Here is a 20,717-nt window from a genome sequence, read left to right as displayed (position 1 = left end):
AATTATTTGGCGATTTCCACCGAGTTGTTCGTGATGTGTAAACAGCCTGAGTGTCATTCGAATCCCACGCACCGCCACACCCTTTCAGTCGGGTTCCGGCTCGCATGGTGGGGTCATCTAACTGTCTTGTGCGCTCGGGGCGAAGTGCGCCCCAAGCACCGGAGCCAAGTTAGCTGGCCCACCATCCCGCGAGCCTGCACACCCTCCCAAAATAAAAACGCCTGGCTTTATTTCGCCAGGCGTTTCTGAAGAGCTGCTATTACAGGGTATTGGTTGCGCCCTTGTAGACGATACCACGACGGGAGTCAACGGTGATCACTTGACCATCGGTGATGAGCGTCGTTGCGTCGGTTGCGCCGACAACAACTGGGATTCCCATTGCGATGCCGACAACGGCTGCATGAGAGGTCAAGCCACCATTTTCAACGACCAGCGCAGCAGCCTTTTCGATTGCTGGCAGGTAGTCTTTGTCGGTGGTCTTAACGACCAGAATGTCGCCCTTTTGCATCTTGGAGGCAGCTTCCGTCGCGTTTGCGGCAACGACAGCCTTGCCGACCGTTGCTTCATCGCCAACACCGGAACCTTCGACCAGCTTAGAGCCGATCAATTGAACCTTCATGACGTTGGTGGTGCCGCTTTCGCCGACCGGCACGCCAGCGGTGATCAAGATCAGATCGCCTTCTTCAGCAAAGCCGAGCTCTTGGGCCTTCTTGGTCGCAAGGTCGAACATTGCATCGGTGCCCTCTGGCTTTTCCGTGATGACTGGGAAAACACCGCGGTTGATGGTCAAACTGCGCTGGGTCTTCTCGTCAAACGTGATCGCCAAGATGTTCGCGTAAGGGCGATACTTGGAGATCATGCGTGCGGTGTAGCCGGACTGGGTGGCTGCAACGATGGTCTTGACGCCAAGTTTTGCGGCGGTCAACGCAACTGCGCGGCCGACAGACTCGGTGACACTTTCCTTGCCGAAGTCCTTCAGTTCATATGGCTGGCCAATCTCGATCTGCTTGTCGATGTAGTCATCGATCGTCGCCATGGCGGCAACAGATTCAACAGGGTACTTCCCGTTAGCAGATTCGCCGGAGAGCATCGTCGCATCGGTACCATCGAAAACAGCGTTCGCAACGTCGTTAACTTCGGCACGGGTCGGGCGTGGGTTCTCCTGCATGGAATCGAGCATCTGGGTGGCCGTGATAACTGGCTTGCCAGCAGCGTTGCACTTGCGAATCAATTCCTTTTGAACGATCGGCACATGTTCAAATGGAATCTCGACACCCATGTCGCCACGGGCAACCATCAGCCCATCGGAGACTTTGAGAATGTCATCGAAGTTGTCGATGCCTTCCTGGGATTCGATCTTCGGGTAGATCTGAACGTTCAACGCGTCCTTTTCCTCGAGCAATTCGCGGATATCAAGGACGTCCTGAGGCTTACGGACAAAGGATGCGGCGATGAAGTTGATGCCGTTATCCAGGCCGAAGCGGATGTCATCGGAATCTTTTTCCGTGATCCCAGGCAGGTTGATGGAGACGCCAGGTGCGTTGACACCTTTACGGCTACCAAGAGAGCCATCGTTTTGAACGGTGGTGACCAATTCCTTGTTGGCTTCATCTTTTTCAGTGATCAGCATGTCGATCAGCCCATCATCGAACAGCACGTGGCCGCCGACATGGGTGTCGTCATACAGACCTGGGTATGTCACAGCAAGCTTTTCTTTGGTCCCTTTGAGATCAGCATCCATTGAGATGCGAACCACATCGCCAGTGGTGAATTCGATGTAGCCAGTCGGGGTGTCCTCAACCGTTGTCCGGATCTCGGCGCCCTTGGTGTCTAGCATGATGCCGACTGTTTTGCCGGTGATCTTTTCTGCTTCATGAACCATCGTCAACCGTTCGAGATGTTCCTCATGGGTCCCATGAGAGAAGTTGAACCGGAATACGTTAGCCCCTGCTTCGATCAATTTAACAATGATGTCCGTCGTGTTTGACGCCGGGCCAAGCGTGCTAACGATCTTGGTCTTTTTCATATAAGAAATCGCTCCTTTGACATTTTTTATAAACATGACTTTAACGTCAGATTTACCAGAAATTGATGGTGCCTGAAAATTAGTAAGCGAGATCGTCCGCAAGTTGGTGCAGGGACAATTCCGCGTGATGCTTGGCGTTGAACAGATCCGTCATCGGGTGGTTAACAAGCTTGTTGTCGAGCACACCAACGGCCAAGCCGCCCTTGCCAGCCATCAACAATTCGACCGCATAGGCGCCCATCTGGGAAGCCAAAACGCGATCACGCAAAGTTGGGCTGCCGCCGCGCTGAACATGGCCCAGCGTGGTCGCACGCAGCTGGAAGTCGCCATACTGGCCGAGTTCCTCAGCAAACTTCTCGGCGCTCATGACGCCTTCAGCGATCACAACGATGCCGTGCTTTTGGCCGCGTTGACGCTGCGAACGCAAGTGATCCGCAACCTTCTTCACGTCATAGTCGTGTTCTGGAATGATGATGTCGGACGCACCGCCAGCAACGCCGGCCCACAAGGCGATATCGCCTGCGCCGCGACCCATCACTTCAACAACGAATGTGCGTTCATGGGACTTCGCGGTGTCGCGCAGTTTGTCGATTGCATCCAGTGCGGTGGTCGCCGCCGTGTCAAAGCCGATCGTGAAGTCGGTGTAAGGGATATCGTTATCGATGGTCCCTGGCAGGCCGATCGCGTTGTAGCCGTGTTCGGTCAAGCGCAGTGCGCCATGATAGGAACCGTCGCCACCGATCACGACAAGCGCGTCGATGCCGAACTTGTTGAGCTGCTCGATGCCTTTGAGCTGAGTTGGCTCTTCGGCAAATTCAGGGTACCGTGCAGAATAAAGCATGGTCCCACCGACACCGATGACATCGCTGACGGAAGCTGCGTCCATCTGGAAAATGTCACCGGCCACCAAACCAGCAAAGCCATAGTTGATACCGTAGACTTCAAGCCCTTCATGCAAGGCTTTGCGTGCGACGGCGCGAACGGCTGCGTTCATGCCCGGAGCATCGCCACCACTAGTCAAGATCCCAATGCGTTTCATCATTTCACCTCATGAATATTCTTTTTAGGACCACGGGGCCCCAAACACAGAAATCATAACACTTTTCAGAAAAAAAGTCGCCTATTGTTCAAGATTTTACGTTTGTTGCGCTTTTTTGTTTGTTTGAGCGATACACCACGTTCTTTTCGCCCAATTGTGCACGTATTTGGCCCAACAAATCGTCGTCGACCTGCACCCAGTAGGTTCGCGCAAGCATCACGGATTCCTTGCTGGCGGCATTCACAGTGATCACAGGAATCGAGCCGCGATGGTCGCGCAGAACTTTCAGTAAGTCGCGCTGGGCTGCTTGCGTCACATTCCCTGGCAGCTGAAGAAACAACTGTCCCGCAGGCAGTGCCGCCACGGCCGCCTCACCGCTGACCACGCTGTCGGCGATCAGTTGCAAGTTGTCGTTGCGCATCTCGGTGCGGCCGCTGACCAGAATCACGCTATCCGGCGCCAGGTCGGCCACCCCTTGGAATTGATTTGGAAAAACTGTGACGGAAGTGGCCCCAGTCGCATCCTGCCCGTCGATGAAGGCCATCTCCTGCCCTTTTTTCGTGCGGATGCGCTTGATGCGGCGCACGACCAGCACGACCTCGACCTTGCTATCCTCGACCAGTTGCACGACCGGGGTGATGTGATGAAATCCACCCAGTTGCGCCACATAGCGGTCGACTGGATGGCCCGACAGATAGACGCCCAGCACGTCTGCCTGCCGCTCGATGCGCTCGCCTTCCGACCAATCCGCGATCGCGACCGGTTTTGGCTGAAGCACCGCAAACAGCGCAACGTCATTGCCGGCCAGACGCACCGAGTCGATCAATTCATCCAGCCCCGCCGCAAGCGCCGCGCGGTTGGATTCCAAGCTGTCAAAGGCGCCCGCCTCGATCAATGGCATCAGCATCTCTTGTTTTTGCCACTTCACGTCGAGCCGCTGCAGCAATTGCCGCAGGGAGGCGAAGGCCCCACTTTGCCGCGCACTGAGCACCGCCGAGGCAAAATCATTGCGCACCCCTTTGACATTGAGCAGGCCAAAGCGAATCGCCCCATCCGCTTGAAGTGTGAAAAACCGCTGGCTGGCATTGATATCCGGGCCAAGCACTGGCTGTTTTCGCCGCTTCAGCTCCTGCACATATAGCCGCAATTTCGGCGTGTTGTTGAAGGACGTATTCATCACCGCGGTGAAAAACGCTGTCGGGTAATGCACTTTGATAAACGCGAGCCAGCACGCCACCATGCTATAAGCAACGGCGTGACTGCGGTTGAACCCGTAGTCACCAAATTTATCGATGTAGTCGAACACGGTCTCGGCCGTCTGGGCGTCGTAGCCCTTGTTTTGCGAGCCGGCCACGAACTTGGCGCGCTGTGCATCCAGCGTTGCCTGCTCCTTATGGCTGACCGCCCGGCGCAGCGTGTCCGCTTCCGCCAGGGAAAATCCGGCCATGGCGCTGGCCACTTGCATGACCTGTTCCTGATAAACGAGGACGCCATATGTGCTGTGCAAGATCGGCTCGAGGGCCGCAACGGGGTACACAACAGGCTTGTCGCCGCGCTTGCGGGCAATGAACTCGTTGATATAATCCTTTGGCCCTGGGCGATACAAGGCGTTGACCGCCACGACATCCTCGAACTGGCTCACCTGCATCTGCTTCAGGACGGCCTGGATGCCGGCACTTTCGAACTGGAACACGCCATTGGTGTCCCCCCGGGCAAAAAGCGCGAGCGTTTGCGGATCATCCAGTGGAATCTGTTTCGGATCAAACGACTTACTGGTCAAACGCGCAACAAGCTTGCTGGCTTCCGCTAAAATACTAAGATTCCGCAGGCCAAGAAAGTCGATCTTCAGCAAGCCCAGTGCCTCGACATCATCCTTGGCCACCTGGGTCTGGGCGATGTTGTCACTGCCAGTCTGCAGGGCCACGGTGTCGGTCAGTGGCTCCTGCGCCAGCACGATGCCAGCCGCATGGGTCGAGTCGTGGCGCGGCAGGCCTTCCAGCGCCACGGCGATGTTGAACAGCCGTTGATTTTCCGGTCGATCCGTAATGAGATTACGCAACGGCAACGATTTTTTCACCGCGTCTGCTAATGTGATATGGAGGTCGCTGGGCACGGCCTTGCTCCAATTGCTGAGATCCCCCTGCGACAGCCCCATCACCCGGCCGACATCGCGTAACGCCTGCTTGGCTCCAAATGTGCCAAACGTGATGATCTGCGCCATGTGGTCATCCCCATAGCGGTCATGCACATATTGAATCAGCTCCGCGCGGCGGTCATCCGGAATGTCCAGATCGATATCCGGCATGTTTTTCCGATTCGGATTGAGGAACCGTTCAAACAGCAGGTCGTATTGCAGCGGGTCGACCTCGGTGATCGCCAGCGCGTAGCTGACCAGTGAGCCCGCCGCCGAGCCGCGCCCCGGCCCAGTCATGATGCCGACTTCATGCGCGTGGTGAATCACATCCCACACGACCAGAAAATAATCGGCAAAGCCCATTTGGTCGATCACGCCGAGTTCATATGCCAGGCGTTTCTGATAGGCTTGTGGCACAGCCTGGCCGGCAAAACGGTTGGCCAACCCCGTTTCTGCCAGCGTCGTCAAATAGGCTTTCGAGGGTTCCCCGTCAGGTGTTGCAAAATGCGGTAGCTGGGGCTGACGGAAGACGATCTCGGCGTCGATTTTGGCAACCAGCGCCGCCTGCGAGGCCAGTGCGCTGTCAAAGCCCGCATCCACGAAGGGCTTTGCTGCGACGTCGGGTTTCGGCAGCCAATCTGGGCCTGCATCCATCAGGGTCGGATCGTGCTGATTAAGCAACGTGTTGTCGTCGATCGCCTCGAGCACTTTTTTCAAAAACGCATCTTGCGGGTCCAGATACGCCACGTTGCCCAGTGCGATCAGCGGCATGTCATGGCTCTGGGCAAAAGCAGGAAGGGCTGTCGTCAGGTCGGCTGCCGTCACACCCAGGTAAAAGTCGGCTGGCTGGCGATCGGCGATGGCGGCCACTTTTGCCTCTGCCGGAACCTGCTGGGACTGCGCATCGTTTTGCGTCAGCAGGGCCGCGCCTGGAAGAATCGCTGCCAGGCCGGAAAATAGGGGCAGCTCCGGGATGGTCAGCGCGTGATCGGCCAACTTGATGGCGCTTGAGACTTTGAGCAGCTGATGATAGCCAGCCGTCGTTTCGGCGATCAGCAAACAATCCCCCGTCTCAAGCGCGACATGGAGGCCGAGCAAGGGTTTAATGCCGGCTTTCGTCGCCGCTTTGTAGAATTCGACGATGCCATACACGACATTGAGATCGGTCAGCGCGATCGCGTCATAGCCGCGCGCCTTGGCCGTCTGGACGAGTTGGGCCACCGTCAATGGACTTTTCAGTAAGCTATAGCTACTGATCACTTGTAATTGGGTAAACGTCATATTGCCACCTCACCTTCCATTATACCCGACTGCAAGCATGTCACGGTTGCAATCTTGCCCGAGCGTGTTAAGATAGCGAATGAAAAGGGGAGATAGTATGCGCTATATCGTGACACTTTTCTGGGGCATCCTGCTCGGGCAAGTCACTGGCTTTTTGGTCAGTGCCCTGGGCGGCAGCAGTTTCGACATGAAGAGCAGCTTTATTTTCAGCATCATCTTCGTGCTCATCCTGTTCCTTCTGCCACCAATCATGGAGCATTTCGCCCCGCAGCCGGCAAAGGAAAAAAAGGACTGAATGTCCACAGAATAACCGAAAATGGGTCAACGTCTGAGTTCTTAGACGTCGGCTTATTTTTTTGCGCAAAAGACGCCCCTCGCGTGGATGCAAAAAAAGCCCCCACTCCTTCGCAGCCAGGATTTGGCAGCGACAATGAGCGAGGGACTGACGCGTTATTTCGTTAAATAAATGTAAAGTTCTGTCGTTGAGTAGCCAACATCGAACTTCACGCCATTGCTGACGATGGTGTCGATCGTCGTTGAACTGCTGTTGGCATTCTTGGTCGCATCTTGGAACTTCTTGCCGACTTTGGTTGCATCCGCGCCGACCGCATTGGCCAAAACACCGAATTGCACGCCGAACGCCTCTTGGAGCTTCTTATCCTTCAACGCCTTGATCGGCACGATGTCGACCGCAGAAATCAACTGACCGTCCTGAACGTTGACGCGGACGGTACCACCCGTGGTCTTGAGGACCTGCTTGAGGCCATCGACACTGGTCGGCAACTGCTGATCTTTGGTGGCCGCAGTGGCCTTTGCCATCGCTGCCTTCAATTCCGTTTGTGTTTTGACCAAAGCCGCGCGCTGGGCCTCTGTCATTGCGGCCAGTTCCGCTTTGGTCGGCTGCTTCGCCGTGGCCGCGGATTTGAGCTGCGCCTGCACGGATTTCGGCAGCGCCGTTGCGACGATCGCCTGATTGAAGCTAGCGGCAACTTTGCTATACGTCCCCAGCGCCGTGGCCGCCTTCACGGTCACGGTCTTCGTGGTGTCGCCGGCGGTCAATTTGACCTCCTGGGCCTTCGTGGACGTCGGAATGCTGATCACATAACTGTCACTATTGATCTTTGTGGTGCCGCTGGTGGTGTCCGCCTGATACGACACCGTCTTGTTTCCGGACGCGCTGCCTTTGATCACCGCGACCATGCCATCTTGCTTATAAGTGGTCTTGCTGGTATCCAGCTTTTGGCCGCATCCCGCTAATAGAAATAGCAGGCCGGCTGTAGCCGCCAATAGAATTTTTTGTTTTTTCATCGAAATCTCTTCCTTTACAAGGTCTGAAGGAAAGAATAACCCGCCGCGGCCGCTTGTGCAACTAAAATGTGACTACGTGTCACATTTTGCCTGCCGCGCCCTGCACTTTGAAGTTGTGGTCTACGGTGGCCTCAAGCTTCGGATTCGCGCGCAGATAGTCCGCGATGAGCTCGGTCATATCCTTTTGATTTTCACGCACGATCTTGCTTTGGTCGAACATGGCAAAATTGCCGCCCCCGCCTGCGCGATACTGATTGACCGTGACGTCATAGAACGCAGTCGGCGCAACGGGCGCCCCGTGATAGCGCAAGCCGGCGACGCGGCGCCCCACTGGCTGGCGGATATCCAAAGTGTACTCGATACCCTGATACATGTCGTAATTGTACTGCTGCGGTTTTGGCAGGAGGAACCGCTCCGTGACCGCCAACTCGCCGTGATCATCAAGGGAAAAATAGTCCGCGCATTGCTCAAGTGCGGCCTTGAGATCTGCCCCACTGAGCCGCATCACCGCCAGCGTATTGGGATAAATATAATTGGTGACCACATCGCGCATCGAGATCTGCTGGCCAAACCCGCGGCCATCGTCATTGAACAGTGCGGTTCCGGCAATGTCCGTGCCCGTCGCCGCCATTTCGACCCGGTTGATGAATTCGATATACGGATGTTCCACCACGCGCGCCTGAAACGGATCGGTGATCGTCATGTCGCCTTTGACCACCTGGCCCACCGGTGCATCGAGCCAATCTTCGACCTGCGGGGCAACAGGCGCCACGGCGGCCAAAACTTGAGGCGCCGGGACTTGATGGCCCGTTTTCACCAATTCAGCGTGCTGATCAGTCACGTGCCAGTGAAAGCCCTCCTGCTCAAGCGTCAGCGTGATCTTGCCGACGTCCTCGCCGCGGTAGCCGGGCTGCGTGGTGGCCACGCCATTCACGAGGCCGGCCAATTCGCGGTGTTGATGCCCAGTGACCAGCGCATCCACGCCTGGCAATTGACTGAGTTCGTAGCCGACATTTTCACCGGTCAACGCCTCAGTCGGCTCGCCCGTCTCAAGGTCACGCTCGAACCCGCCATGATACGCGATCACCACCACATCCGCCAGTTTGCGCAGGCGTGGCAGCCACTTCTTTGCAGTCTGCAGCGCATCGACAAACGTCAGGCCTTCGATGTTGGCCGGACCTTCCCAGTGCGGAATGTAAGACGTGGTCAGCCCCAGCACCGCCACCTTAGCCCCGCCGCGTTCAAAGATCTGATAGGGCTTGCCAAATGCCGGCTTTTTTCCGCGCAAAATGTTTGCGCATAAAATGGGATAGTTCAGCGTTGCGATCGCGTCTTGAAGATTGGCCGCACCGTAATTGAACTCGTGATTGCCGATGATGCCGGCATCATAGCCCACCGCATCATAGGCGGCAGTCAACAGGTGCGGATCAGGCTGAACCTTTGCGGCAAAATACGCAAGCGGGGACCCCTGGAGCCAGTCGCCATTTTCGATCGTCAGGGTCGGCCCGTCCGCGTGGCGCCTGAGATCATCCAGCACCGTTTTGGCCTTGGCCAGCGAAAATGGTTGGTCCTCGCCACGCTTGCTGTAGGTCGTCGGCAACACATAGCCGTGCGTATCGCTGGTGGACAAGATCGTTAGTTGCATGTTAATCCTTCTTCTCTTGGGGCTGAACCGCTTGCGTCATGGATTCCACGAGCAATTTTTCCAAGACCGCGTTGATCGCCAAGCTGACCATCGCCGATTGAATGTTGACGGTGTCCTCCTTGTTGACCTTCGCGATCGTGACATCGCTGGTGAAGTCGGAATTCACCTGCTGGACGGCGCCGATAAAGGCCAGAATGAACGCATCATATGCCTGGGACCGCTCGCGCTCGATCAGCTGATAGCGAATGCCCGCCGCGATCGTGTCCAGCGAAAAAACAGGCTTGAGCATTGCAATCACCAGCACGTTGGCCAGCTGGTCGCGGTTGTACTTCTTCTTGATTGGCGGCTGGATCACGCCTTTTTTCACATAATTGTTGACCATGGTCGGGGTCAGGTCATCCAATCCGAGGGGATGAATGATCTCGTTGACGTACTGCACGATCTGATCCATGTACAGATCAAATTGTGGCAAGTCCGTCCAGCGCGGCAGATTTGCCTGCTGCAGACGCTTTAGATATAACGTGAAGATCTCTTCTTCAGCCATTTGTTTTCCTCCTCACCGCATCTTGCGCGGGTCTCTTGTCTTGATTATACCATGACATCTGGTGTGCGAGACTATGTGAGCTGATTTTTGGTGCACATCGAAGTTGCCTTGTTCGAATACAAACAATTAAGTGACAGTTCTAGTTCAATTTGATGAAGAACACGGGGGACTCCGGCCAGAAATGGCTGGAACGCTCCCAAGCAACTTTTTGCCCGCAAAATTCGCGGTCATAAAGCTTGCTTTGGGTGTAAGCGGCACAGCCGCTAACACCGACGAGGGGGCTGAGCGATTGCTGGCCGGAGTCCTCCTTAGATCAAGTGATCTATCAATAAAGGCGGATATCAATCAATGCCTTCTTAGACTTTCACTACAACCTCATTGAGCCATTGACCACTTTTCTCTTAACCAGATTCGCTGTTCACTTTATAATTATCAGCACATCGCTGACCGTTTACACGACCAATTAATGGAATGACCTCACTCACGATTCACAGCCCTGTCAGCCCCCAAAACCCCACAAAAAAACCGCACCCCCGGAAGGATGCGGTCTAGTTGTTACGCGTTGTCGCTGTCGGTTGTTGCTGGCTTAACGACTTGGGCGCCTTTGTAGAAGCCCTTTGGCGAAACATGATGAGATGCGCGGTATTCACCGGTCGTCGCGTCGAATTGCAGGTTAGGCACATTCAACTTGATATGGCCGCGGCGCATACGCTTCTTGGTCTTGGATGTTCTGCGTGCTGGAACTGCCATGAGGAAAACCCCTTTTGCTTTAGATTTCTTTACTACTATACCGGACCCGGCCAAAATTGCAAGCGGCCGGACACCCGATGGCGGTCATTTGACCACCACAGCATGACTTATCTTACTAAAAAACAGGCGTCAAGGCAATACCTTAACAGCATTTTTCTCAGACAGCAGGCGCGGCGGCCGTGCTGGTAAAGGTCAAACCACCATCTTTGACCCCGATCTCGACCGTACTTTGCGGCAAGATCTCCCCTGCGATCAACTTTTTCGCAAGCGGCGTTTCAACCGCCGTTGTGATCAGCCGTTGCAGTGGCCGCGCGCCATACGCCGGTTCGTAGCCCTTGTCGGCGAGCCACTCTTGAGCGGCTGGGGTGACGTCGAGCGTGACCTCTTGATCCGCCAGTCGGTCGCTCAGGGACGCGAGATCCTTCACCGCAATTTTTTCCACATCCGCAAGCGAAAGTGGATTGAACATGATGATGTCATCGATGCGATTCAAAAATTCCGGCTTGAAGTGGCTGCGGACCTGACTCATTACCGTTGCCTTAGCCGCATCAGTGATTGCGCCATCCTGGGCCATGCTGTCGAGCAAACTTTCGGAGCCGAGATTCGATGTCATGATGATGATCGTATTTTTAAAATCGACCGTGCGTCCCTGACTGTCCGTCAACCGGCCGTCATCGAGCACCTGAAGCAAAATGTTGAAGACATCCGGATGCGCCTTTTCGATCTCATCGAGCAAAACAATCGTGTACGGATTGCGGCGAACGGCCTCGGTGAGCTGACCGCCTTCCTCGTAGCCGACATAACCAGGCGCCGCACCAACCAAGCGGGACACTGAGATCTTGTCCATGTATTCCGACATGTCGATGCGGACCATGTGCTTCTCGGAGTCAAACAGCGCCTCGGCCAAGGTCTTGGCGAGCTCCGTCTTCCCGACCCCGGTTGGCCCAAGGAAGAGAAAACTGCCCAGTGGCCGACTCGGATTCTGCAGGCCGGCCCGCGAGCGCAGCACCGCATCCGACACAGCCTGGACCGCCTCATCCTGGCCGATCACCCGCTGATGCAGGTTATCCGCCAAATGCAATAACTTGGCGCGGTCGCCTTCTACCAGCTTGGTAACCGGAATGCCAGTCTGCCGAGAGATCACCGCGGCGATCTCATTTTCCGTGACAGACTCTTGCACCAGCCAGCTGTCTGGCCGGTCCGTCTGTTCCATCGTCTCCAGTTCTTTTTCGAGTTGCGGAATCGTGCCATGCTGCAAGCGGGCCGCCGCCTCAAGGTCATAGCGCGCCTGGGCATCCTCCAGCTCATGCTTGGCCTTGTCGATCTCGGCCTTCTTCTCGTTGAGCTGGTTGATGTCCTTCTTTTCCGCGTCCCACTGCGCCTTGAGCTTGTTGACCTGCTCCTTGGTGTCCGCGAGCTCGGCCTGCGTCTGGGTTAGACGCTTTTGGCTGGCCGGATCGGTCTCCTTTTTCAGCGCCTGCTCCTCGATCTCGAGTTGCATCTGCCGCCGCTCCGCCACATCCAGATCCGTCGGCCGCGAATTCATTTCAACGTTGATATTCGCGCTGGCCTCGTCGATCAGGTCGATCGCCTTGTCTGGCAAAAAACGGTCCGTGATGTAGCGATTGGCCAACGTTGCCGCCGCCACCAGCGCAGAGTCATGGATGCGCACCCCGTGGAAGATCTCGAAGCGCTCCTTGAGGCCACGCAAAATGGAGATCGTATCCTCGACGGTTGGCTCCTGTACCAGCACGCGCTGGAACCGCCGCTCAAGCGCCTTGTCTTTTTCGATGTTCTCGCGGTATTCATCCAGCGTGGTCGCACCGATCAGATGCAGTTCCCCACGCGCCAGCATCGGCTTGAGCAGGTTACCCGCATCCATCGCACCCTCGGCTTTGCCGGCGCCGACGATCGTGTGGATCTCATCGATAAACAGCAAGATCTGGCCTTCGCTTTTCTTCACTTCATTTAAAACAGCCTTCAGTCGTTCCTCAAAATCGCCGCGGTATTTCGCCCCCGCCAGCAGACTGCCCATGTCCAGCGAGATGATCGTCTTGTCCTTGAGGTTGTCCGGCACGTCGCCTTTGACAATGCGCTGCGCCAACCCTTCGACGATCGCAGTTTTGCCGACACCGGGTTCGCCGATCAGAACCGGATTATTTTTCGTCTTGCGGGACAAAATGCGAATCACATCCCGAATCTCGTCGTCACGGCCGATGATTGGATCCATTTTGCCGGAGCGCGCCTCTTTGACCAGGTCGGTGCCGTATTTTTCCAGGCTCTTGTAAGTATTCTCGGCGTTTTTGGACGTCACCTTTTGGCCGCCACGCATTTTCTCGATCTGCGCGCGAAAGGCCTTTTGCGTCAAGCCATTAGCGGCCAGATACTGGGTGATCGGGTTGTATTGCTGGTCAAAAAGCGCCAGCAAAATGGCTTCGCTGGCGATGAATTCATCCCCGAAGCTCTTTTTGATCTTATCCGCGTCCTGGAACAGCTGAAATAGGTTCTGGCTCATGTTTTGACCATAACTGCTGGCGCCTTCCACGACGGATTCGTCATCGATCGCCTTGTCGATGACCGCGTTCAGGCCATCCAGGTCGATGCCGGCTTCTTGAAAAAGCTGTGCGCCGAGGTCGCCAGTCTGGACCATGCTTTTGATCAGTTCAGGAATATCAATATCTTGGTGGTGCCGCACTTGTGCGATCTTTTGTGCCGCCGCCAGTGCTTCAGTCACGGCTTGTGTGAGATTGTCCGGATTCATCAGGGTTCCTCCTTTACGATTGGGCCTGCCTTCAGTGTACCGCATTGCCCTCGTCATCATAAATAGTCTAGCAGGATGCAATTGGTCAGTAAAGGTCAAATATGGACAAACTACCCTGTTTGCACAAAAATCAGCCTTAGGGCGGAGCGGGTTCTACCGGCTTTCTCTCATCTTCTCACCGATCTTTAACCGCTAAACCTATATTCGGAAAAAGTAATCCAGAACGACGGCACGCCATCCCTAGTTTGTGCGTGACTGGCTTGTGAACAAGATAATAATTAGAACGCAAGCATATTTCTTGCGAGGGTCCATTTAAGCGCTTACACTTAGACTTGTATTCGAATACTAATATAAACAAAGGAGCACTAGCTATGAGCGAGAACACTTCCTATATCATGGCGATCGACGAAGGCACCACTTCGACCCGCGCCCTGATCGTCGACCATGAGGGTAAAACCGTCGCTGATGCGCAGCGCGAATTTCCCCAATATTTCCCTCAGCCTGGCTGGGTGGAGCATAACGCAAACGAGATCTGGAACGCGGTCCTTTCAACCATCGCCAACGCCTTCATCGGCTCTGGCATTCAGCCAAAACAGATCGTCGGCATCGGCATCACCAATCAGCGTGAAACTACGGTGATCTGGGACAAAGAGACCGGCCTGCCGATCTACAACGCGATCGTTTGGCAAAGTCGCCAGACCGGCGAGATCGCCGAACAGCTGCGCAAAGACGGCCACGGCGACATGATTCATGAGAAAACTGGCCTGTTGATCGATCCGTATTTCTCAGCGACTAAGATTCGCTGGATTCTCGACCGCGTGCCTGGCGCGCAGGAACGCGCGGAAAAAGGCGAGCTGCTGTTTGGGACCATCGACACCTGGCTTTCGTGGAAATTGTCTGGCGGCGCGATTCACGTCACCGACTACACCAACGCCAGCCGGACGATGCTGTATAACATCCACACGCTGGAATGGGATGACGAGATTCTCTCTCTGTTGAACATTCCAAAGAAGATGCTGCCGGAAGTCCGGGGCAATTCCGAAGTTTACGGCGAGACCCTGCCCTATCATTTCTACGGCAGCAGTGTCCCGATCGCCGGAATGGCCGGGGACCAGCAGGCCGCCTTGTTCGGCCAGCTCGCCTTGCAGCCCGGCATGGTAAAAAACACGTACGGCACCGGCTCCTTCATTGTGATGAATACCGGCGAGACGCCGACCATGTCCGCCAACAACCTGCTGACGACGATCGGCTACAGCATCAACGGCAAGGTCACCTACGCCCTTGAAGGCTCCGTCTTTGTGGCCGGCAGTGCCATTCAGTGGCTCCGCGATTCCATGGGCCTGGTTCACACCTCACCAGAATCCGAAGACGCGGCGAAGGCCTCGACCAGCCATGATGAAGTCTATGTGGTGCCCGCCTTCACCGGTCTCGGCGCGCCATACTGGGATCCAGATGCACGAGGCGCCGTCTTTGGCCTGACCCGTGGGACCACCCGCGACGATTTCATCAAGGCGACCCTGCAGGCGCTGGCCTACCAGACCCGCGACGTTGTGGATACCATGGAAAAAGACACCGGCATCGCGATTCCGGCCCTGCGTGTCGATGGCGGCGCGGCCAACAACGATTACCTGATGCAATTCCAGGCGGATCTGTTGAACACCCCGATCGACCGGGCAGCGAACCTCGAGACCACCGCAATGGGCGCGTCCTTCTTGGCGGGGCTTGCTGTTGGCTACTGGCAAGACACCGATGAATTGCAGCATATTTTCAAGGTCGGCAAGACGTTCACCCCGCAAATGTCAGAGGAGCGGCGCAACGATCTGTACGCCGGCTGGCAAGAAGCCGTTGCGGCAACGCGCTCATTCAAACACCGCCCGCAAGCCTGACCACCTCGCAGAATAGGAGGAAGATATGACATTTTCAAAGAAAACACGGCAAGACACAGTTGATGCGCTGAAAACAACGGATCTGGATCTCTTGATCGTCGGCGGTGGCATCACCGGTGCCGGTGTCGCGATTCAGGCCGCAGCCAGTGGTCTGAAAACTGGGCTGATCGAGATGCAGGACTTTGCGGAAGGCACCTCCTCGCGCTCGACCAAACTGGTCCATGGCGGCATTCGCTACCTGAAGACCTTCGACGTGGGCGTCGTTTCGGATACCGTCAAGGAGCGCGCGGTGGTGCAAGGCATCGCCCCGCATATTCCGCGGCCATTTCCGATGCTGATGCCGATCTATGACGAACCTGGGGCAACCTTTGACCTTTTTTCCGTCAAGATCGCGATGAACCTGTACGATGAGCTGGCCGGGGTCACGGGCTCGCAATACGCCAACTACACCGTCTCGAAAAGCGAAGTGTTGCAGCGCGAGCCTGACTTGAAGCAGGACAAGCTGCAAGGCGGCGGCGTCTACCTCGACTATGTCAATAATGACGCGCGCCTAGTCATTGAAAACATCAAGGAGGCCGCGGAGCTCGGTGGGCTCATCGCCAGTCACGTGAAGGCGACCAGCATCTTGCATGATGACAGTGGCAAGGCGATCGGGCTGCGTGCACAGGACCTGCTGGACGACGAAGCCTTCGACATTCATGCCAAGTTGATCATCAACACCACCGGCCCATGGGTGGATCAGCTCCGTGCCGAAGACGATGATCTCGATCATGCCCCGCGGCTGCGGCCGACCAAGGGCGTGCACCTGGTGATCGACGAAGCCAAGCTCAAGGTCCCGCAACCGACGTATTTTGACTCGGGCCATGATGACGGCCGGATGATTTTCGTGGTGCCGCGTGAAGGCAAGACCTACTTTGGCACGACCGACACCGATTTCCACGGCGATTATCAACATCCAACCGTTGACCAGGCTGACGTCGATTACCTGCTGTTCGCACTGAACAACCGGTACCCAGAGGCCAATGTCACACTGGCGGATATCGAGGCCAGCTGGGTCGGCTTGCGTCCCCTGATCGCGGCAAACGGCTCCTCAGACTACAATGGCGGCGGCGCAAATACCGGCCGCGTGTCCGATGAGAGCTTCGCGTCGTTGATTCAGGTCGTCGATGATTATAATGCGAAAAACGCCACCCGCCGAGACGTTGAACAAGCCATCTCGGATCTGCAGACCGCCCATGCCGAGGAAAGTCTTGCCCCATCGCAAGTCTCCCGTGGGTCCAGTCTCACCACCGAAAAAGATGGCATGCTGACGCTGGCCGGTGGGAAGATCACCGACTATCGGAAAATGGCGGCAGGGGCGCTGGCCTTGGTGCGCCGTCTGCTCCAGCAACAATATGGGCAAGAAGTCAAAGAGGTCGATTCGACCAAACTCCAAGTTTCCGGTGGCCATTTTGACCCAACCAACGTCGATGAATCGATCGGCTTCTTCAGCCGCATTGCCCAAGACGCTGGCATTCCGGCAGCGGATGCACTGGATCTGGCAAACCGCTTTGGCTCAAACACCGGCCGCGTGATCACGTATGCGGAAGATGGCGCCGCCGCGGGGCTTTCGCTCAAGGAAACAGCCAGCCTGCGCTATTCCGTCAACGAGGAAATGACGTTGACGCCGGTGGATTACCTGCTGCGCCGGACCAACGCGATTCTGTTCCATGCCGATCAGTTAGCCCAACTGACCGACCCCGTCGTCGCCGAAATGGCCCGCCTGCTTGATTGGGATGACGCGGAGACGACCGCCCAAGCCGCCGCGCTGCACCAGGCGATCGACGAAAGTGCGCTGAAATCACTGAAATAGTTGAATTTATGGAGGAATTCTCATGACACAAACAATCATGACTCAAGCATTGGGTGAATTTATTGGCACGCTCATTTTAGTCTTGCTGGGTGATGGCGTTGTCGCTGGCGTGTCCCTGAATCAATCAAAGGCAAAAGGCGCCGGCTGGATCGCGATCACCCTAGGGTGGGGCTTGGCTGTGACCTTGGGTGTGTATGCGGCCGCCTTTCTTGGCCCGGCACATTTGAACCCGGCTGTTACACTGGGCTTTGCGGTCATTGGCCGGTTCCCATGGGCAGGCGTGCTGCCATTCATCATCGCGCAAGTCCTCGGGGCATTCGTCGGGGCGACCCTCGTGTGGCTCCACTACTACCCGCACTGGGCCGCAACGGACGACAAAGCCGCGATCTTGGGCACCTTTGCCACCGGCCCAGCGATTCGCCGGCCGTTCTGGAACTTCTTTAGTGAAACGCTTGGCACCGCGGTCCTGGTCTTCGTCCTGCTCGCCTTTGCAAAAGGCAAATGGACGGATGGCCTCAGCCCGATCGGTGTCGGCGTCCTGATCACCGCGATCGGCCTGTCTCTTGGTGGGACCACCGGTTACGCGATCAACCCGGCTCGAGACTTCGGCCCACGGTTAGCCCATGCCATTTGGCCGATCGCCAACAAGGGCGGCTCCGATTGGGGGTACTCCTGGGTCCCGATTGTCGGCCCACTGGTTGGCGGCGTGATCGGCGCTGGCCTGTTCGTCTTGATCTAACCTCGAGCTGCTGGGCCGGCTGATCGACAGGGGTCCGTCGACACAACTGACTCGGCAACGCGAACATGAATTTCTAGGTAAAAAAAGAATCGAGGCTGCGATTGCCTCGGTTCTTTTTTGATTCGCTCTAAGTCAAATCTACTTCGTTTCCGCAGCCGTTGCGTCAGCGACCTGCTTTTGCAGCGCAGTCACTTGCGCCTGCAGTTTTTCGGTGGCCGCTTTGACCGCCTTGTCCTGTTCAGCCTTCGCATTGGCGGCAACGGCTTCTGCCGCCTTCAGCGCTTTGCTGTTTTTCGCCATGCTCGTACTCGACACCAGGAACGTGATCAGGGCGCCGATCAAAACCGACACGATGATCACAACGATCAGTGGCCAGGAAAATTGGGCGCCGAAGAAATTCACGGCGACGGCCTGCCCGTTCAGGACGGCAAAAATGATCAATACCAGCGCCAGCACAAGGCCGACGATGAGACGTTGTTGATTTTTCATACACCCAGACCCTACTTTCGATTGAAGAGTGTGCCAGCGAGGAAGTCCCCAACATGCGGCGCCAGGTCATAGAACTTGGCGGCGGCCGCCATGATCAGCGGGGTGTTGATCTCGCGGACCGGCAACCCGAAGGAATAGACGATGCGCCGGGCCAATTTATCCGCATCGAGCACAATGAAGCTGACCTTCTGCAGATAATCATTGGCCTCCGCGACCTGGAAAAAGGCGGTGTTGACGGGACCCGGATTGACCGTGGTCACCCGCACCCCATGCGGCCGCAGCTCAAGACGCAATCCGTTGCTGTAGCCGACCACCGCAAACTTAGAGGCGGAATAGATTGCAGATTTCGGTGTCGCGATCTTGCCTGCCATCGAGGCGATGTTGATGATGTGGCCGTGGCCGCGCTCGACCATGCCCCGCCCAATCAAGCGCGTCATGTACATCGTGCCCAACACGTTGACCCGCATCATCTGTTCGACCGTGCTCATCTTCGTCTCAAGCGCATTTTCAAAATGGCCGAAGCCGGCCGCATTGACCAGCACATCAACGGGGCCGACATCGCGGGCAATGCGCGCCGCGACGGCTTCGACCGCCACCGGATCGGCGACATCGCAGACAAACGCGTAAGCCGGGCGGCCGGACAATGCAGTCGCGGTGGCTTGCGCTTCCTTCAGTGCGGCCATGCGCCGGGCCAAAAAGACGACCGTGGCCCCCTGTTTGGCGGCTTCAAGCCCGATCGCCTTGCCCAAGCCTGACGACCCGCCAGTCACGACGACGATTTGTTTTTCCAATCGTTTCATGGTTGCTTCACCCTCTTTTCAAATGGAATGGCAACTTCCTGCAGATCATGGACCACCCGGGTATTCTTGAACACACGCTGCGCCGAGCGCTGCAACTCCAGCGCGGCCTTGCCGATGTAACGCGCGGAAATGTGATTCAGCAAAAGCTCATGCGCGCCAGCCGCCTTCGCGATCTTGGCTGCCTGAATATTCGTGGAATGGTAGTACTGGCGAGCCAGGGGCGCCTCGTCCGGCCCAAACGTCGATTCATGGACCATCACCGTTGCGTCCTTAGCCAGCACCTCAGCCTCTTTCGTCTGCCGGGTGTCCCCGAAAATTGCAATCGTCCGACCCGGCTGCGCAGGCCCGATGAAATCGTGGCCATCCAGCGTCCGACCGTCCGGTAGCGTCACTGTCTCGCCTGCCTTGAGCTTCGCATAAAGCGGCCCCGCAGGCACTTTGGCGTCTTGGAGCTTGGCTACCAGCAACTCACCTGGATGCGGTTTTTCCTCGATGCGAAAACCCATGGATGGCACTCGATGCGCGAGTTCGCCGCAAGTCACCTTGAACGTCTGGTCATCGAGAATGATGCCAGGTCGGTCAAGCAGAACAAAATCCAGTCGATACGGCAGGCGCGTCTGGGTCACCGCCAAACTTGTTTTGACGAACCGCTCAATACCCGGCGGCCCGTAAATTGTCAGTGGCTCCTCGCCGCCCTGATTAGCCCGACTCGCCAAAAACCCTGGCAGGCCGAAAATGTGATCGCCGTGCAAATGGGTGATGAAGATCTTAGTCACTTTGCGCGGCCTGATCGCTGTCTTGAGGATCTGGTGCTGGGTGCCTTCGCCGCAATCAAACAGCCACACTTCATTGCGCTCATCAAGCAGGGTCAGCGCGAGACTCGAGACATTGCGGGCCTTGGACGGCGAACCCGCCCCAGTCCCTAAAAATAAAATTTCCATAGAGTTCTTCCTATTCTATCGTACAGTCTGTAGACAGTTTATCACAAAAACAGGGTGCGTAGTGCGGCGCTTAGGTCTGAGCAGTTAGTCTGGCATGGGTGCTTGATGGCGCTCTTGGCCATCGAGTGCCCATGCCAGCTAAATGCCTCAGACCTGCCGCACGAAGCACAACTATGGTGCGTAGGGGCGCGGGATGGTGGGACAGCTAACCTGGCTCGGGTGCTTGAGGCGCCCTTCGCCTCGAGTGTACGAGCCAGTTAGATGTGCCCGCCATGCCTTACACACTCTTATCCGTCTGCAGATTTTAGATTCAAAACACCACTGATCTTCAAAGACTGGAATGATTGCAAAATCACTCACCGCCAGCCGCATATCAGCTTGACAGTTCACCGCCCCGCCCCAAAAGACTCAAAAAAAAGGGGTCTAAAATTTTTGGTGTTGATTTTGACAACGCCGGAAGTTTTGGACCTTTTTTGAATAACAAAAAAGGCACCTGGTCTTCCCCGGTGCTATGCTTTAAGC

At 56.3% G+C, this 20,717-nt stretch carries 15 protein-coding genes; 4 read left to right on the top strand and 11 right to left on the bottom strand.

Going from position 1 to position 20,717, the window contains the following annotated elements:
• Positions 1 to 259 precede the first annotated feature (259 nt).
• The 3 genes from pyk to EKM95_RS05505 all read right to left on the bottom strand — a co-directional run bounded on the left by pyk (position 260) and on the right by EKM95_RS05505 (position 6,480).
• A complete protein-coding gene (gene pyk / locus EKM95_RS05515) occupies positions 260 to 2,026 on the bottom strand; it encodes a pyruvate kinase (protein ID WP_125696849.1) in 1,767 nt (588 codons plus the stop codon).
• 79 nt (positions 2,027 to 2,105) lie between these two features.
• Positions 2,106 to 3,065 (bottom strand): 6-phosphofructokinase, encoded by a 960-nt coding sequence (gene pfkA, locus EKM95_RS05510; RefSeq protein ID WP_125696882.1) that lies wholly within the window; start codon positions 3,063 to 3,065, stop codon positions 2,106 to 2,108.
• Positions 3,066 to 3,153: 88 nt separating this feature from the next.
• Positions 3,154 to 6,480 (bottom strand): DNA polymerase III subunit alpha, encoded by a 3,327-nt coding sequence (locus EKM95_RS05505; RefSeq protein WP_125696848.1) that lies wholly within the window; start codon positions 6,478 to 6,480, stop codon positions 3,154 to 3,156.
• Between the two features lie 97 nt (positions 6,481 to 6,577).
• Between EKM95_RS05505 and EKM95_RS05500 the strand changes: the two genes are divergently transcribed.
• On the top strand, positions 6,578 to 6,775 hold the full coding sequence (locus EKM95_RS05500) for a YjzD family protein (RefSeq protein WP_125696847.1): 198 nt from the start codon (positions 6,578 to 6,580) through the stop codon (positions 6,773 to 6,775).
• A 155-nt stretch (positions 6,776 to 6,930) separates the two neighbouring features.
• On the opposite strand, the gene EKM95_RS05495 is transcribed toward EKM95_RS05500, so the two are convergent.
• The 5 genes from EKM95_RS05495 to clpB form a co-directional block, all read right to left on the bottom strand.
• Positions 6,931 to 7,788: a hypothetical protein gene (locus tag EKM95_RS05495; RefSeq protein ID WP_125696846.1), complete on the bottom strand. Its 858-nt coding sequence runs from the start codon at positions 7,786 to 7,788 to the stop codon at positions 6,931 to 6,933.
• A 79-nt stretch (positions 7,789 to 7,867) separates the two neighbouring features.
• Positions 7,868 to 9,433 (bottom strand): bifunctional metallophosphatase/5'-nucleotidase, encoded by a 1,566-nt coding sequence (locus tag EKM95_RS05490; protein WP_125696845.1) that lies wholly within the window; start codon positions 9,431 to 9,433, stop codon positions 7,868 to 7,870.
• Position 9,434: 1 nt separating this feature from the next.
• Positions 9,435 to 9,977, bottom strand: a complete 543-nt coding sequence (locus tag EKM95_RS05485) for a DUF1836 domain-containing protein (protein ID WP_125696844.1) — start codon at positions 9,975 to 9,977, stop codon at positions 9,435 to 9,437.
• A gap of 555 nt (positions 9,978 to 10,532) precedes the next feature.
• On the bottom strand, positions 10,533 to 10,727 hold the full coding sequence (gene rpmF / locus EKM95_RS05480; protein ID WP_125696843.1) for a 50S ribosomal protein L32: 195 nt from the start codon (positions 10,725 to 10,727) through the stop codon (positions 10,533 to 10,535).
• Between the two features lie 157 nt (positions 10,728 to 10,884).
• Positions 10,885 to 13,488 carry an ATP-dependent chaperone ClpB gene (gene clpB / locus EKM95_RS05475; RefSeq protein ID WP_125696842.1) on the bottom strand — a complete coding sequence of 868 codons (2,604 nt, stop codon included), beginning with the start codon at positions 13,486 to 13,488 and terminating at the stop codon, positions 10,885 to 10,887.
• Positions 13,489 to 13,859: 371 nt separating this feature from the next.
• Here clpB and glpK point away from each other — a divergent pair, with 371 nt between their 5' ends.
• From glpK to EKM95_RS05460, 3 genes are read left to right on the top strand one after another with little or no spacing between them, the layout of a single operon-like run.
• The gene (gene glpK, locus EKM95_RS05470) at positions 13,860 to 15,374 is read left to right on the top strand and encodes a glycerol kinase GlpK (RefSeq protein WP_125696841.1); all 1,515 of its coding nucleotides are present in this window, start codon (positions 13,860 to 13,862) and stop codon (positions 15,372 to 15,374) included.
• Between the two features lie 25 nt (positions 15,375 to 15,399).
• Complete coding sequence (glpO, locus tag EKM95_RS05465) at positions 15,400 to 17,226, top strand: type 1 glycerol-3-phosphate oxidase (RefSeq protein WP_125696840.1); 1,827 nt, start codon at positions 15,400 to 15,402, stop codon at positions 17,224 to 17,226.
• Positions 17,227 to 17,260: 34 nt separating this feature from the next.
• Entirely contained in the window at positions 17,261 to 17,965 is a 705-nt protein-coding gene (locus EKM95_RS05460; protein WP_125696881.1) for an MIP/aquaporin family protein, read from the top strand.
• A 138-nt stretch (positions 17,966 to 18,103) separates the two neighbouring features.
• On the opposite strand, the gene EKM95_RS05455 is transcribed toward EKM95_RS05460, so the two are convergent.
• Genes EKM95_RS05455 through rnz form a run of 3 tightly spaced genes read right to left on the bottom strand, consistent with a single transcriptional unit; the run spans position 18,104 to position 20,195 of the window.
• Positions 18,104 to 18,454, bottom strand: a complete 351-nt coding sequence (locus EKM95_RS05455; protein WP_125696839.1) for a lipopolysaccharide assembly protein LapA domain-containing protein — start codon at positions 18,452 to 18,454, stop codon at positions 18,104 to 18,106.
• 11 nt (positions 18,455 to 18,465) lie between these two features.
• Positions 18,466 to 19,254, bottom strand: coding sequence for an SDR family NAD(P)-dependent oxidoreductase (locus EKM95_RS05450; protein ID WP_125696838.1), 789 nt, complete (start codon positions 19,252 to 19,254; stop codon positions 18,466 to 18,468).
• Positions 19,251 to 20,195, bottom strand: coding sequence for a ribonuclease Z (gene rnz / locus EKM95_RS05445; RefSeq protein ID WP_125696837.1), 945 nt, complete (start codon positions 20,193 to 20,195; stop codon positions 19,251 to 19,253). Before rnz ends, EKM95_RS05450 begins: the two co-directional genes overlap by 4 nt.
• Positions 20,196 to 20,717 lie beyond the last annotated feature (522 nt).

It is taken from the genome of Lacticaseibacillus yichunensis (genome assembly GCF_003946405.1).
GTDB lineage: Bacteria > Bacillota > Bacilli > Lactobacillales > Lactobacillaceae > Lacticaseibacillus > Lacticaseibacillus yichunensis.
This window is presented reverse-complemented; position numbering and strand designations above follow the sequence as displayed.

Bases quoted from the DNA above. Each gene is read 5' to 3' on its own strand.
- glpO (WP_125696840.1), top strand. From the start codon at position 15,400: ATGACATTTTCAAAGAAAACACGGCAAGACACAGTTGATGCGCTGAAA.
- EKM95_RS05495 (WP_125696846.1), bottom strand. From the start codon at position 7,788: ATGAAAAAACAAAAAATTCTATTGGCGGCTACAGCCGGCCTGCTATTT.
- clpB (WP_125696842.1), bottom strand. From the start codon at position 13,488: ATGAATCCGGACAATCTCACACAAGCCGTGACTGAAGCACTGGCGGCG.
- EKM95_RS05485 (WP_125696844.1), bottom strand. From the start codon at position 9,977: ATGGCTGAAGAAGAGATCTTCACGTTATATCTAAAGCGTCTGCAGCAG.
- rnz (WP_125696837.1), bottom strand. From the start codon at position 20,195: ATGGAAATTTTATTTTTAGGGACTGGGGCGGGTTCGCCGTCCAAGGCC.
- glpK (WP_125696841.1), top strand. From the start codon at position 13,860: ATGAGCGAGAACACTTCCTATATCATGGCGATCGACGAAGGCACCACT.
- rpmF (WP_125696843.1), bottom strand. From the start codon at position 10,727: ATGGCAGTTCCAGCACGCAGAACATCCAAGACCAAGAAGCGTATGCGC.
- EKM95_RS05455 (WP_125696839.1), bottom strand. From the start codon at position 18,454: ATGAAAAATCAACAACGTCTCATCGTCGGCCTTGTGCTGGCGCTGGTA.
- EKM95_RS05505 (WP_125696848.1), bottom strand. From the start codon at position 6,480: ATGACGTTTACCCAATTACAAGTGATCAGTAGCTATAGCTTACTGAAA.
- EKM95_RS05490 (WP_125696845.1), bottom strand. From the start codon at position 9,433: ATGCAACTAACGATCTTGTCCACCAGCGATACGCACGGCTATGTGTTG.
- EKM95_RS05450 (WP_125696838.1), bottom strand. From the start codon at position 19,254: ATGAAACGATTGGAAAAACAAATCGTCGTCGTGACTGGCGGGTCGTCA.
- EKM95_RS05500 (WP_125696847.1), top strand. From the start codon at position 6,578: ATGCGCTATATCGTGACACTTTTCTGGGGCATCCTGCTCGGGCAAGTC.
- pfkA (WP_125696882.1), bottom strand. From the start codon at position 3,065: ATGAAACGCATTGGGATCTTGACTAGTGGTGGCGATGCTCCGGGCATG.
- pyk (WP_125696849.1), bottom strand. From the start codon at position 2,026: ATGAAAAAGACCAAGATCGTTAGCACGCTTGGCCCGGCGTCAAACACG.